This window comes from Polaribacter sp. HA6-7 (assembly GCF_055693625.1).
On the sequence record NZ_CM146338.1, the window covers coordinates 377,791 to 390,969 of the forward strand.

The 13,179-nt window shown below is 29.2% G+C and carries 14 protein-coding genes and 2 pseudogenes; 12 read left to right on the top strand and 4 right to left on the bottom strand.

Annotated elements, in window-relative coordinates:
- The first annotated feature begins 142 nt into the window (after nucleotides 1-142).
- The 9 genes and pseudogenes from rsgA (at nucleotide 143) to ACZ1HD_RS02225 (ending at nucleotide 7,624) form a co-directional block, all read left to right on the top strand.
- A pseudogene (gene rsgA / locus ACZ1HD_RS02185) lies at nucleotides 143-1,107 on the top strand (ribosome small subunit-dependent GTPase A).
- A gap of 24 nt (nucleotides 1,108-1,131) precedes the next feature.
- Nucleotides 1,132-1,584: a D-aminoacyl-tRNA deacylase gene (dtd, locus tag ACZ1HD_RS02190; protein WP_472688521.1), complete on the top strand. Its 453-nt coding sequence runs from the start codon at nucleotides 1,132-1,134 to the stop codon at nucleotides 1,582-1,584.
- 5 nt (nucleotides 1,585-1,589) lie between these two features.
- Entirely contained in the window at nucleotides 1,590-2,231 is a 642-nt protein-coding gene (locus ACZ1HD_RS02195) for a TatD family hydrolase (protein WP_472688522.1), read from the top strand.
- Nucleotides 2,231-2,944, top strand: a complete 714-nt coding sequence (locus ACZ1HD_RS02200; RefSeq protein ID WP_472688523.1) for a tRNA threonylcarbamoyladenosine dehydratase — start codon at nucleotides 2,231-2,233, stop codon at nucleotides 2,942-2,944. The genes ACZ1HD_RS02195 and ACZ1HD_RS02200 overlap by 1 nt, the downstream gene beginning before the upstream one ends.
- 77 nt (nucleotides 2,945-3,021) lie before the next feature.
- Nucleotides 3,022-3,654, top strand: a complete 633-nt coding sequence (locus ACZ1HD_RS02205) for a YceI family protein (protein ID WP_472688524.1) — start codon at nucleotides 3,022-3,024, stop codon at nucleotides 3,652-3,654.
- Nucleotides 3,655-3,746: 92 nt separating this feature from the next.
- On the top strand, nucleotides 3,747-5,657 hold the full coding sequence (locus ACZ1HD_RS02210) for a DUF3857 domain-containing protein (RefSeq protein WP_472688525.1): 1,911 nt from the start codon (nucleotides 3,747-3,749) through the stop codon (nucleotides 5,655-5,657).
- Between the two features lie 5 nt (nucleotides 5,658-5,662).
- Complete coding sequence (locus tag ACZ1HD_RS02215) at nucleotides 5,663-6,820, top strand: DUF3857 domain-containing protein (protein ID WP_472688526.1); 1,158 nt, start codon at nucleotides 5,663-5,665, stop codon at nucleotides 6,818-6,820.
- 106 nt (nucleotides 6,821-6,926) lie between these two features.
- Entirely contained in the window at nucleotides 6,927-7,457 is a 531-nt protein-coding gene (locus ACZ1HD_RS02220) for a hypothetical protein (RefSeq protein ID WP_472688527.1), read from the top strand.
- Complete coding sequence (locus tag ACZ1HD_RS02225) at nucleotides 7,436-7,624, top strand: hypothetical protein (RefSeq protein ID WP_472688528.1); 189 nt, start codon at nucleotides 7,436-7,438, stop codon at nucleotides 7,622-7,624. Before ACZ1HD_RS02220 ends, ACZ1HD_RS02225 begins: the two co-directional genes overlap by 22 nt.
- Before the next feature lie 62 nt (nucleotides 7,625-7,686).
- Here ACZ1HD_RS02225 and ACZ1HD_RS02230 read toward each other — a convergent pair whose 3' ends face one another.
- Nucleotides 7,687-8,265, bottom strand: a complete 579-nt coding sequence (locus tag ACZ1HD_RS02230; protein ID WP_472688529.1) for a CPBP family intramembrane glutamic endopeptidase — start codon at nucleotides 8,263-8,265, stop codon at nucleotides 7,687-7,689.
- Nucleotides 8,266-8,315: 50 nt separating this feature from the next.
- Nucleotides 8,316-8,771, bottom strand: a complete 456-nt coding sequence (locus ACZ1HD_RS02235; protein ID WP_472688530.1) for an Lrp/AsnC family transcriptional regulator — start codon at nucleotides 8,769-8,771, stop codon at nucleotides 8,316-8,318.
- Between the two features lie 148 nt (nucleotides 8,772-8,919).
- Between ACZ1HD_RS02235 and ACZ1HD_RS02240 the strand changes: the two genes are divergently transcribed.
- The 3 genes and pseudogenes from ACZ1HD_RS02240 to ACZ1HD_RS02250 all read left to right on the top strand — a co-directional run bounded on the left by ACZ1HD_RS02240 (nucleotide 8,920) and on the right by ACZ1HD_RS02250 (nucleotide 12,220).
- Nucleotides 8,920-10,119 (top strand): aminotransferase class I/II-fold pyridoxal phosphate-dependent enzyme, encoded by a 1,200-nt coding sequence (locus ACZ1HD_RS02240; protein WP_472688531.1) that lies wholly within the window; start codon nucleotides 8,920-8,922, stop codon nucleotides 10,117-10,119.
- Between the two features lie 161 nt (nucleotides 10,120-10,280).
- Nucleotides 10,281-11,766: pseudogene (gene nhaC / locus ACZ1HD_RS02245) on the top strand (Na+/H+ antiporter NhaC).
- Between the two features lie 10 nt (nucleotides 11,767-11,776).
- Entirely contained in the window at nucleotides 11,777-12,220 is a 444-nt protein-coding gene (locus ACZ1HD_RS02250) for a GNAT family N-acetyltransferase (protein WP_472688532.1), read from the top strand.
- Nucleotides 12,221-12,232: 12 nt separating this feature from the next.
- Here ACZ1HD_RS02250 and ACZ1HD_RS02255 read toward each other — a convergent pair whose 3' ends face one another.
- Nucleotides 12,233-12,469 (bottom strand): hypothetical protein, encoded by a 237-nt coding sequence (locus tag ACZ1HD_RS02255; protein ID WP_077811017.1) that lies wholly within the window; start codon nucleotides 12,467-12,469, stop codon nucleotides 12,233-12,235.
- A gap of 11 nt (nucleotides 12,470-12,480) precedes the next feature.
- Complete coding sequence (locus tag ACZ1HD_RS02260) at nucleotides 12,481-13,158, bottom strand: putative porin (protein WP_472688533.1); 678 nt, start codon at nucleotides 13,156-13,158, stop codon at nucleotides 12,481-12,483.
- Nucleotides 13,159-13,179: the final 21 nt, after the last annotated feature.

Below are 13,179 nucleotides of genomic sequence, written 5' to 3' on the forward strand. Positions count from 1 at the left end.
TCAATCTAAAATTCTTCAGTATTTAAAAATAAAGATCATAAACTTACACTTAACTTAAAGTTCTCGATACAATTATCTTATAAATTCGAAAATCACAAGAACTGATAACTAAATTAATTTAAAATTCTGCATCTTTGTATTAATGACAGGAATCGTATACAAATCTACAGGAAGTTGGTATCAAGTAAAATCTACAGAAGGAGATTTTTATAAATGTAGAATCAAAGGAAAGTTTAGAATCAAAGGAATTAAAAGCACCAATCCTATTGCTGTAGGAGACAATGTTGTATTCGATATCGAAAAAAAGGAGACGAAGAAACAGGTGTAATTAAAAAGATTTTAGACAGAGACAACTTTATTGTTAGAAAATCTGTGAATCTTTCTAAGCAAACACATATTATTGCCGCTAATGTAGATCAGGTTTTTTTGTTAATTACAATTAATAATCCGCCAACTTTTACAACTTTTATAGATCGTTTTTTGGTTTCTACAAGAGCTTACAGAATAGATACAGTTTTGGTTTTTAATAAAATAGATTCGTACAAAATAGAAGAAAGAGCAGAAATTTTATACTTAAAAGACATTTACCAAGCAATTGGTTATACTTGTATAGAGGTTTCTGCAACAGAAAACAAAAATGTAGATCAAGTAAAAGAATTAATGCTAGGTAAAACATCTATGTTTGTTGGGCATTCTGGTGTTGGTAAATCTACATTAGTAAATGCTGTAGAACCTACTTTAGACCTAAAAACTAAAGAAATTTCCGATCAACATAGTCAAGGAAAACACACTACAACATTTGCAGAAATGTTCGATTTAAGTTTCGATGCAAAAATTATAGACACACCAGGAATTAAAGGTTTTGGAGTTGTAGATATAGACAAATACGAACTTGGTGATTATTTTCCTGAATTTTTTGCATTAAAGCAAGATTGTAAATTTAACAATTGTATACATACTAAAGAGCCGCAATGTGCTGTAAAAGATGCTCTAGAAAATGAAGAAATTTCGTGGTCTCGCTATAAAAGTTATCTTCAAATATTAAACGGAGAAGAAGAAAAAGAACATTTTAGAACAGATGTTTGGAATGAAGAAGACAACGAATAGCTGTTTTGTAAAATTTAAATTCTTATGAAAGTTGTTATACAAAGAGTTACAGAAGCAAGTGTAACCATAAATAAAATTAAAGTAGCAGCAATTAACCAAGGACTTTTAATTCTAGTTGGTATTGTAAACGAAGACACGCAAGAAGATATCGATTGGTTAGTGCGTAAAATTACAAACCTTAGAATTTTTAATGATGAAAACGGTGTAATGAATCAGTCTCTTTTAGATGCTAAAGGCGACGTAATCGTTGTAAGTCAGTTTACTTTACATGCTTCGACCAAAAAAGGAAATAGGCCAAGTTATATTAAAGCGGCAAAACCAAATGTTGCAATTCCGTTGTACGAAAACTTTGTAAAAACTCTTCAGAAAAATATCGATAAACAAGTGCAAACAGGTGAGTTTGGTGCAGACATGAAAGTAGCACTTTTAAATGATGGACCAGTTACAATTATCATAGATTCTAAAAACAAAGAATAGTTTTGATGAATTATTTCGATGCACATACGCATACTTTTTCTAAAGAAGAAAATGTTTTGTCTGTTGTAAATAAATATACTGTATCAGAAAATTTTTCGCATCGATTTTCAATTGGTATTCATCCTTGGTTTATTAAAGTAAAAACACTTATTACACAATTTAACGTTTTAGAAGAAAAGATACAGCATAAAAATTGTTTAGCTATAGGAGAGTGCGGTTTAGATAAATTAACAGAGGTCGATTTTCAAACTCAGAAAGACGTATTTGTTAAGCAAATTCAATTGTCAGAAAAATATAAAAAGCCGTTAATAATTCATTGTGTTAAAGCACATCAAGAAATAATTGAGTTAAAAAAAACATTAAAACCTACACAGGTTTGGATGTTTCACGGATTTAATAAAAGTTTGCAACTTGCAGAAAGTTGTCTTAAAAACGGAATTATATTGTCTTTTGGAAAGGCAATTATCAATAGAAATAAAGTAGCAGAGGTTTTTAAAAAATTGCCATTAAACGCTATTCTTTTAGAAACAGATAATAATGATGTAACTATTTTTGATGTTTACAAAAAAGCATCAGAAATTAAAAATATTGAAGTAACAGAACTTCAAAAACAAGTAGAGCAAAATTTTAAAAATATATTTATTTAATGAGTTGGTTAGAGCGCACAGAGTTATTGGTGCAAAAAGAAGGTTTAGAAAAATTAAAAAATGCCAATATTTTAGTAGTTGGTTTAGGTGGTGTTGGTTCTTATGCAGCAGAATTTATAGCTAGAGCAGGTGTAAATAAAATGACAATTGTAGATGGTGATGTTTTTGATGAAACAAATAAAAACAGACAATTACCAGCTTTAAACTCTACAATTGGTAAACCAAAAGTAACGGTTTTAGCAGAAAGATTAAAAGATATCAATCCTACTATAGAACTAACAGTTTTGCAAGAATTTTTATCTCGAGAAAGAGCTTATGAAATTGTATCTAAAGATTTTGATTATGTATTAGATTGTATAGATAGTATTACACCAAAAGTTAATTTAATTGTAGCAGCTAGAAGAAAAAAAGTTAAAATTATTTCTTCTATGGGCGCCGGTGGTAAATTAGATGCAACTAAAATTAAGGTAAAAGATATTTCTAAAACTAAAAATTGTACAATGGCAAGAGTTTTAAGAAAACGACTAAAAGAAAGAAAGGTAGATAAGGGTGTTAAAGCTGTTTTTTCTGATGAAGTTCAAATTCCGGAGAGTGTGAAAATTACAGACGGAACCAACTTTAAGAAATCTTACTATGGTACAATAAGCTTTATGCCTGCAGCGTTTGGTTTGCAAGCAGCAGCACATGTTGTTAATTTTATTATAAAAAAGTAAAAAATACTTTCCAAGGAAAATAAAAGCGTTGTATATTTGCCATGGAAAATATTTTAAACTAATTAAATTAAAGTAATATGAAAAAAGTAGTTTTATCATTAGTATTAGTAGCATCAGTTTTAACTGCATGTAAAAGTGAAAAGAAAGAAAAAGTAGAAGCTAAAGAAGAAGTAAAAGTAGAAGCTACGCAAGATTTAAATAATGTAGATGTTGCTAGTTCTGTAATTACTTGGAAAGGTACAAAGCCAACAGGTGCACACAACGGTACAATTATGTTAAAAGAAGGTTCTTTAAACGTAGAAGAAGGTAAGTTAGTTGGTGGTACTTTTGTTGTTGATATGTCTTCTATGAAAAACGAAGATTTAGATGCAGAAAGCGGTGCAAAGTTAGTTGGGCATTTATCTGCGCCAGACTTTTTTGATGTTGCAACATACCCAATGTCTAAATTTGTTATTACTAATGTAGAAGAAGCAGAAGGTAAATTAGCTGTAACAGGTAATTTAACAGTAAAAGATGTTACAAAAAGCATAACAATACCTGCTACGTTAACTACAGAAGGAAATGTTACAACATTTAAAAGTGAAAAATTTAATGTAGACAGAGCAGATTTTAATGTAAAATACGGTTCTAAAAAATTCTTTGATAACTTAAAAGATAAGTTTATTGATGATATGATTGAGTTTTCTTTTACAGTTAACACAAAAGCATAATTTGATTTAAACTTTAAATCGAAAAAATTATAAACCCAAAACGTAAGTTTTGGGTTTTCTTTTTATATTGCATCGCTATAAAAAAATGTTGCATGAAAAAAAGTTCTTACCTGGCATTAATTTGCCTATTTTTTACCTTTTACATAATCAAGGCCCAAGAAACTGATTACTCTTACCAATCTATACCAGTTAATTTATTAGAAAATGCAAATGCAGTTGTAAGAGATAATTCTATAGAAATTACAATAGAAGATTTCGATAGAATGACTGTTCAAAAAAGAGAAGTTGTAACCGTTCTAAATAAATTAGGTAATGTAGATGCTAGATTAGTAGAAGGTTATGATGAAGACACAAAGATTACAGATTTATCTGTAAAAGTTTTTGATGCTAATGGTACAGAAATCAAAAAGTATAAAAAAAGAGATTTCACAGATGTAAGTGCTGTCGATGGCGGTACATTATACTCAGACTCTAGAGTAAAATACATAGATTATACACCAATATCTTATCCTTATACAGTTGTTTTCGAATCAGAATATAAAACATCAACAACGGGTTTTATACCTTGGTGGCAACCTATAAATGGTTATTATGTTTCAGTCGAAAAAAGTTCGTATAAAATTAATAATCCAAAGAAAATTCCGTGGAGAACAAAAAAAACAAACTTTAAAGATTTTGCAGTAAAAGAATTAGAAAATGACTCTGAAATACTTTTTACAATAGAAAATCAACCAGGTTATAAACAAGAAAATTCAACAGTTCATTACAGAGAAATATTACCAAAAGCCTTAATTGCATTAAATAATTTTTATTTAAAAGGTGTGCCAGGATCTTATAAGAATTGGCAAGAATTTGGGTTATGGATGCATTCTAAGCTATTAAAAGGTAGAGATGCGTTAGACCAAAGTACAGTTACAATAATTAAAAACTTAGTAAAAGATATCGAAGATCCTATAGAAAAGGCAAAACTAGTGTATCAATATATGCAAAATAAAACAAGATACATAAGTGTACAAGTAGGTATTGGTGGTTGGGAACCAATAGCAGCGAAAGAAGTAGACCGAGTCGGTTATGGTGATTGTAAGGGTTTAACTAATTACACAAAGGCTTTGTTAAATGTTGCTGGTGTTACATCTTACTATACGGTTGTTTATGCTGATGAGAAAAGAGACATTGATAAAGATTTTACATCTATACAAGGAAATCATGTGATTTTAAATATTCCTACAAAAAATAAAGATGTTTGGTTAGAATGTACAAGTCAAGATATGCCTTTTGGTTTTTTAGGCGATTTTACGCATGATCGAAACGTGCTAGTTGTAACACCAGAAGGTGGTGTTATTAAAAGAACAGCTTCTTATAAGGATGAAAAAAATTTACAAGTAACTTCTGCTGATATTCAGTTGAATAAAGATGGTTCTTTAAAAGCTATATTAAATATTGTTTCAAAAGGATTACAATATGATGATAAACAACATTTTGATTCTTATACGAACGAAGAGTTAATTAAAACTTATAAATCTAATATTTGGTCTTATAATAATAACACTGACATAGAATCTGTAAAGCTTAAGAATGATAAAAAAGAGATAATATTTGAAGAGGATATAATTTTAAATGTAAAAAATTATGCATCTACATCACAATCTGAATATTTGTTTAGAGTAAATGTATTCAACAGAAATAATTATGTGCCAAAAAGGTACCGAAAAAGAAAATTACCACTTAAAATTTATAGAGGCTATAAAGACGAAGACACATACAAAATAACCTTGCGAGAAAATTACGTATTGAGCGTGCTTCCTTCAGAGAAAATTATTAATTCAAAGTTTGGTACGTATAAAGTTTCATTTACAAAGATTAATGAAAAATCTTTTATCTATAACAAAACACTAATTATAAAAGAAGGTACTTATTCTAAAGAAGATTATAAATCTTACAGAACTTTTAGAAGAAGTATTGCCAAATATGAAAATTTAAGAATCGCAATAAATAAAAATTAATGAAAATGAAAAAAGTATTACCTCTACTATTATTATTAACAACCCAACTATCTATACTTGCCCAAGATTATAAATTTGGTAAAGTGAGTAAAGAAGAACTAGAAGAAAAATTTTATCCTCTAGATTCTACAGCAGATGCTGCCTATCTCTTTAAAAAAAGAAGAACTTATTATGATTATATAACTAATAATGGTTTTCAATTGGTAACAGAGTTTCATGAAAGAATAAAGGTTTATAATAAAGAAGGCTTTAACATGGCAACCAAAGAAGTTGTTTATTATAAACCGGAATCTGGAGAAAGTGAATCTGTAAGTTCTATTAAAGGATATACTTTTAATTTAAATGGTAATAAAATTGAAAAAGAAAAGTTATCTACCAAAAGTATTTTTACAGAAAATATTAGCAAATTTAGAAGTGTTAAAAAGATTAGCATGCCTAAAGTTAAAGAGGGGTCTATAATAGAGTTAAGATATAAAGTTTATTCGCCTTATGTACAATCAATATCAGATTTAAAACTGCAGTATCATATACCAGTTAAAAAACTAGATTACAGTGTAGAAATCCCAGAATATTATATTTTTAAGAAAAATACAATTGGTTATTATCCTGTAAAACAAATTAAAACTTCTAAAAACGGCAAGATTGGAGATATCAATTATAAGATTGAAGTTACAAGTTTCGTGGAAGAAAACATACCGGCTTTAAAAAATGATGAACCATTTGTTAGTAGTGTAAAAAACTATCGATCTGGTTTAAAATTCGAATTAACTCAAACAAACTTTATTAGTATCGGTGGAGATTTTAAATCTTACTCAAGCTCTTGGGAACAAGTCGCAAAGCAAATTTATAAATCTTCTAGCTTCGGAGGAGAGTTGTCAAAATCGAGTTATTATAAAGACGATTTAAATAAGATTTTAGCAGAAAGTAAAACAGAGGTAGATAAATTATTGAATATTTACAATTTTGTTAAACAAAGAGTTAAATGGAATGAATATTATGGTATTTATTCTGATAAAGGTGTAAGGAAAGCTTTTAAAGATAGAGTAGGTAATGTTGCAGATATTAATTTAATGCTAACATCTATGTTGCGTACTTATGGCTTAAATGCAGACCCTGTTTTAGTAAGTACAAGGGCAAACGGAGTGCCTTTTTTCCAACAATAGACGGTTTTAATTATGTTATTTCTGCTGTAGAACTAAATTCGGAGGTATAGTTTTACTTGATGCTACAGAGCCATATAGTACGCCAAATATTTTACCTAGAAGAGCATTGAATTGGAATGGTAGAAGAATCACAAAAGATGGTAACTCATCTTGGGTAAAATTAGCTACAACAAAACACGCAACAGAAGATAATAATATAATGGTTAATATTTCTGATGATTTAATGATTAGCGGTCTTTACAGAACAAAGTTTAGTAATTTAAGTGCTTTAACTTATAGAAAAAACCACAATCACTTAACAGAAGAAGCTGTTGTAACAGGTTTAGAGCAAAAAACAAATGTAGAAATAGAAGATATTAAAATTTTAAATGATAAAAACATTTATAAGATACCTACAAGAACTATAAAATTTAATAGCGACGGATTGATAGAAAGTATAAATGGTAAATTATATATAGAACCATTATTATTTTTAACAGAACGTAGAAATCCTTTTAAATTAGAAGAAAGAAAGTTTCCGGTTGATTTTACAACACCATGGAAAGTGAAAAATGTAGTTTCAATTAAAATACCCGAAGGTTATAAGGTTGAAGCTGTACCGAGAAAGTTTTGCGATTGGCTTACCGAGATAATTTAGGAGTTTTTAAATATCAGATTCAAGAGAATGCAGGTAAAATTAGTACGATTAGTAGTATGCAATTTAATACAGCAATTGTATCTCCGCAGTATTACGAAAGTTTAAAAAAGTTTTATGGTGATTTAGTGAAAAAGCAAACTGAAAAAATTGTTTTAATAAAAATTTAAGCTAAAAAGTTAATTATATAAGCCTAAAACGAAAGTTTTGGGTTTTCTTTTTTATGGTTTTTTTAAGAAGGAAACCCTAACATGTTTCCCATGCCAACAGTAAATAGCCAGCAGCCATAAATACTATGTTCTACACTAACTAAAAATGTAGATTTTGTTTTATTGAAGGTGTATGCAAATAGAAGTCCTCCAATAAAAGTTAAAATTAAAACCAATGTATTTTTAAATAGTAAATGAGCAAGAGAAAACAAAAAAGCATTTATATAAAGAAATAATTTCTCATTTTTAAACAATTCTAGATAGCGTTTAAAAAAGAAATTTCGGTAAAGTAATTCTTGTGGATATACAGAAAAAACCGAATAAAAAAACAGTATTAAAATCCATAAAAGTGGTTTGTTTAAAACAACTATAAAGAGGTTTTTAGGAGCTGTAAAGTAAACATAAAAAGAGGTGATGATTGCTATCAAGAACAGCTTTATCATGGTTGATTTCCAAAAAAATCTCCAATCAATATTTTTCGAAATTTTTAATTTTACGTTTTCAACTTTAAGTAGAATGTACAAAATGTAAAAAAAACCAAGCAGACCAATTGTGAGTTTAATAATAGTATGATAACTAAAAACAAAACTAATAGGAATCATTAAAAATAAAATTAATAGCTCTAATAGTTTGTAGTTTTTAGTCTGCATATTTATAAATTTATAGCTGTTGTATTTTTAACTTGCTCGATTGCAAAAGTACTATGTGTACTGCCAATGTATTTGATAGCAGTAAGTTTTGTTATCATAAAATTTCTATAAGTTTCCATGTCTTTAACATAGATTTTTAAAATATAATCGTAATCTCCACTTACATGAAAACATTCGGAAACTTCATCCAATTTTAAAATTTCATTTTCAAAAGTATGCACATATTCTTTAGAATGCTGAATTAATTTTACATGGCAAAACACTAAAAAAGATTTATCAATTTTATTTTTATTTACAATTGCAACATACTTTTCTATTACATTTTGATTTTCTAGTTTTTTTATTCTTTCATAAATAGCTGTAATAGATAGGTTTAGTTGTAAAGATAATTGTTTGGTAGTTTGTTTACTATCTACTTGTAATAAATTTATAAGTTTTTTGTCTATCGTGTCTAACATATAATTTTCTAAAATTTTAAATGAATTAAATTCTTTTTAGATATTAAAATTACTAATTGATTTAAAAATAGAAAAAAATCTAAATTTTAAAGATTACATTGTTTTTATTTCTTAAAAACCGTCTTTTTGTGTAAATAAAACTATACAAATGAAATTCAATCCAGCAGACAAAATTCAAGATTTACAATATTTCGGAGAGTTTGGAGGCGTTAACCCTTCAATTTCAGATTCATCTACTTATACATTCTTATCAGCAAAAACGATGTTCGATACTTTCGAAGGAAATGCAGACGGATGTTATTTATATTCTCGACATTCTACACCAAGTAATTTGTATTTAGGAGAAGCTTTAGCGGCTATGGAAGGTACAGAAACTGCAAATGTAGCAGCATCCGGAATGGGAGCAATCACTCCTGTTTTATTGCAGTTAGTTGGCTCCGGAGAACACATTGTTTCAAGTAGAACAATTTATGGCGGAACGTATGCTTTTTTAAAGAACTTTACACCAAGATTAGGTATAGATACTTCATTTGTAGATATCACTAAGCTAGATGTTGTAGAAGCTGCAATTACAGATAAAACAAAGGTTTTGTACTGTGAATCTATAAGTAATCCGCTTTTAGAGGTTGCAGATATCGAAGGTTTATCTGCATTAGCAAAAAAGTATAATTTAAAATTAGTTGTAGATAATACATTTTCTCCGTTATCAATATCTCCAGCTAAACTAGGTGCAGATGTTGTAGTACATAGTTTAACAAAATTTATCAATGGTTCTTCAGATACTGTTGGTGGCGTAGTTTGTGGTACGCAAGATTTTATTAACGATTTACGAAACGTAAATGATGGCGCAAGCATGTTACTAGGTTCTACTATGGATAGTTTAAGAGCTTCTTCTATTCTTAAAAACTTAAGAACTTTACATATTAGAATGAAACAACACAGCTTTAATGCTGCTTTTTTAGCTGATAAATTTGAGACTGATGGCTTAAAAACAGTATATCCGGGTTTACAATCGCATCCGTCACATGAATTATTTAAGTCTATGATGAATGCCGAATATGGTTTTGGTGGAATGTTAACTATTGATGCAAGTTCTCTTGAAAAAGCGAATGAGTTAATGGAGTTGATGCAACACAAAAACTTAGGGTATTTGGCTGTAAGTTTAGGTTTTTATAAAACATTATTTTCTGCACCAGGTAGCTCTACATCATCAGAAATACCGGAAGACGAACAAAAAGAAATGGGATTGTCGGATGGATTGATACGTTTTTCTATTGGTTTAGATAATGATATCGAGCGTACATATGCAATGATGAAAACCTGTATGAAAGAAGTTGGTATTCTATAAATATTTAACGAATTCTTTAAAATAGTAAACTGTAATTAAAGCTAATTTAATTTATTAGTAAAAAATATCTTAAAAAGGCTTTAAATTACAGTTTTAGCAAGAATTTAGATTTGTGTAATTCTTTACAAAATCGTAACATTACACATCAAAATTTATAGTACATGGAAAGCCAAAATATCAAACCAACAAATCCTCAAGACGAAAACATTATAGAAAATAAAGAACTCAATATTTGGGAAGCTTTAATACCTGTTTTTGCTTTGGTGGGCATGTTGTTTTATAATGTTTTTTATGTGTATGGTGATGATGCTTTAAGTGGTAGTAATCAATTTATATTATTATTAGGTGCAGCAGTTGCAGCTATAGTTGGTTTCAAAAATAAAGTGTCTTACAAACAAATGATAGAAGAGGTTGCAGAGAATGTAAAATCTACTTCGGGTGCTATTCTAATTTTATTAATGGTTGGTGCTTTGGCAGGAACTTGGTTAATAAGTGGTATTATTCCTTCTATGATTTATTACGGATTACAAATCTTAAATCCGACTATATTTTTAGCAGCTTCTGTAATAATTTGTGCAATAATTTCTATTGCAACAGGTAGTTCTTGGACAACCTCTGCAACGGTTGGTATTGCTTTAATAGGTATTGGTAACACATTAGGTATTTCTGCAGGTATGACTGCAGGTGCTGTATTATCGGGTGCTTATTTTGGTGATAAAATGTCACCATTATCAGATACAACAAACTTGGCGCCAACAATGGCTGGTGGAGATTTGTTTTCTCATATTAAATACATGTCTTTAACAACGGTACCAACAATTTTGGTAACACTTTTGGTGTTTATTATTATTGGTTTTTCTATAGAAACTACAGGGTCTCCGAGATGTGTCAGATAAGTTAATGGCAATAGATGCAGCTTTTAATATTTCTCCGTGGCTTTTTATTGTGCCAGCAATTGTAATTTTTATGATTGTTAAAAAAACAGAGCCTTTAATAGCTTTGTTGGTAGGTACACTTTTAGCAGGTGTTGTAGCGGTTATAGCGCAACCAGAAATTGTTTTAAATGTTGCAGGTGCAGATACGCTTTCTTTTAATTCTGCATACAAAGGGGTTATGAATGCTATTACAGTAGATTCTGCGGTAGAAACTACAAGTGCCGAGTTAAATGATTTATTTACTGCCGGCGGAATGAGCGGAATGTTAGGAACTATTTGGTTAATAATTTGTGCAATGGTTTTTGGTGGCGTAATGGATGCAATAGGTGCTTTGTCTAGAATTAGCAAAGCGTTATTGAGTTTGGCTTCTTCTGTTTTCGGACTTTTTGCGAGTACAGTAGCAAGTTGTTTGGCTTTAAATGTTACAGCTTCAGATCAATATTTAGCAATAGTGGTTCCTGGTAAAATGTTTAAAAAAGCTTATGAAGAAAAAGGTTTAGCGCCGGAAAATTTAAGTAGAACTTTAGAAGACTCTGGTACAGTAACATCTGTTTTAATTCCTTGGAATACCTGTGGTGCATATCAATCTGGTGTTTTGGGTGTTTCTGTTGCAGAATACTTTTTCTTTGCAATTTTTAATTGGTTAAGTCCTTTTATGACGTTGTTATTTGCTGCATTTAACATCAAAATTAAACAATTAGTTAAAAAATAGACTTTAAAACATGATTGTAAAAGCTGTTATTTCTGATGCTGGAAGGTTATCAGAAATTGCAATGCAATCTAAAGCAGTTTGGGGTTATTCTAATGATGATTTAGAAGCTTGGAGAGAAGACTTAACAATTACACCTAAAATTTTTGATGAAAATTACATTTGTAAATATGTATTGGATTCTAAAATTGTAGGTTTTTACGTTTTAAATAATTCTAATTTAGATGTATATATTTTAGAGTTTTTGTTCATTGATCCAAATTATATTAAAAAAGGAATCGGTCATCAATTATTACTTCATGCAATAGCTATTTCTAAAAAGGCAAAAAGACTACAAGTTTTATCAGATCCTAATGCAGAAGCATTTTATACTAAATATGGTTTTAAAGTTATTGATAACATAAAAAGTAGTATTCCAGGGAGATTATTACCAAAAATGGAATTACAACTTCGTTAAAAATACGAAAAGCTATTTTTTCTTCGGAATATTTAAAACACCGGAAATTATCAATAAAATCCACGGTGTTCCGTGTAAAAGTACGTCAAACCAATCTTTAGCTTGCATTCCCGTATCAGAAGAAAATGCATTTCCACCTAAAATCCATTGTAATTTCCCCCAAATATGTGGCGGATTAAAAGGAGCTAAACCTAATGTTAAACTAGCTAAAAGAAAAAGTTTCCAATTGTTTTTAAGTTGGCTTTTCATCAATACTTATATTAAATAAACCAATTCCAAACCAAACCAAAACGAACCGTAAAGTCTCTATACGGATAATTAGGTGCAGAAAAATAGTTTTTATCGGTAAAACTAGACGTTGCATTGTCAACTTTTAAATACAAACGAGTTCTTCTTACTTGAGCATTAAAAAATACATCAAAAGTAGGAAAACCTATTTGTTCTTCATTCTGAAGTCTAAATTCTGCTAAAAGCGGATTGTAAGCATTTGCATTATACTTTGTAAAGTATTTAAAAGTAATACCAATATTTACCAACATTGGTTTACCCTTAAACCAATAATCTGTGTAATAAAAAGTGTTTCTAGTAACAAATTCTGGCACTCTAAAAACAGAACTTCCGCTTGTAACATTTTGATACATTAATGTATTGTCTAAAGCGAATTTACCAAGCTTAAACTCTCTGTTAGCCTTTACTTTAAGATAGGTAATTTGATTTGCAAATTGTTGTGGTTTGCTATCTTCATCAAAATAAGTGTAATTGTCTATGTTGGTAAAGTTTAAAGAGGCATTACCCCATTTAGAAGCAAAATCAAAACCTAAATCTCTAGTGTTTACATTACTAAAGTCGTTTTGCCAATTGTAAGCATCATATTCACTTTGATGTAATAATGTGTTAAAATTTGGCGATTTAGAGCTTAATAATAAGGTTCCTTTCACACTAAAAATACTATCTTTTTC

Coding starts and splice junctions, on each gene's coding strand:
- dtd (WP_472688521.1), top strand. CDS start 1,132: ATGAAAGTTGTTATACAAAGAGTTACAGAAGCAAGTGTAACCATAAAT.
- ACZ1HD_RS02195 (WP_472688522.1), top strand. CDS start 1,590: ATGAATTATTTCGATGCACATACGCATACTTTTTCTAAAGAAGAAAAT.
- ACZ1HD_RS02200 (WP_472688523.1), top strand. CDS start 2,231: ATGAGTTGGTTAGAGCGCACAGAGTTATTGGTGCAAAAAGAAGGTTTA.
- ACZ1HD_RS02205 (WP_472688524.1), top strand. CDS start 3,022: ATGAAAAAAGTAGTTTTATCATTAGTATTAGTAGCATCAGTTTTAACT.
- ACZ1HD_RS02210 (WP_472688525.1), top strand. CDS start 3,747: ATGAAAAAAAGTTCTTACCTGGCATTAATTTGCCTATTTTTTACCTTT.
- ACZ1HD_RS02215 (WP_472688526.1), top strand. CDS start 5,663: ATGAAAAAAGTATTACCTCTACTATTATTATTAACAACCCAACTATCT.
- ACZ1HD_RS02230 (WP_472688529.1), bottom strand. CDS start 8,265: ATGATTCCTATTAGTTTTGTTTTTAGTTATCATACTATTATTAAACTC.
- ACZ1HD_RS02235 (WP_472688530.1), bottom strand. CDS start 8,771: ATGTTAGACACGATAGACAAAAAACTTATAAATTTATTACAAGTAGAT.
- ACZ1HD_RS02240 (WP_472688531.1), top strand. CDS start 8,920: ATGAAATTCAATCCAGCAGACAAAATTCAAGATTTACAATATTTCGGA.
- ACZ1HD_RS02250 (WP_472688532.1), top strand. CDS start 11,777: ATGATTGTAAAAGCTGTTATTTCTGATGCTGGAAGGTTATCAGAAATT.
- ACZ1HD_RS02255 (WP_077811017.1), bottom strand. CDS start 12,469: ATGAAAAGCCAACTTAAAAACAATTGGAAACTTTTTCTTTTAGCTAGT.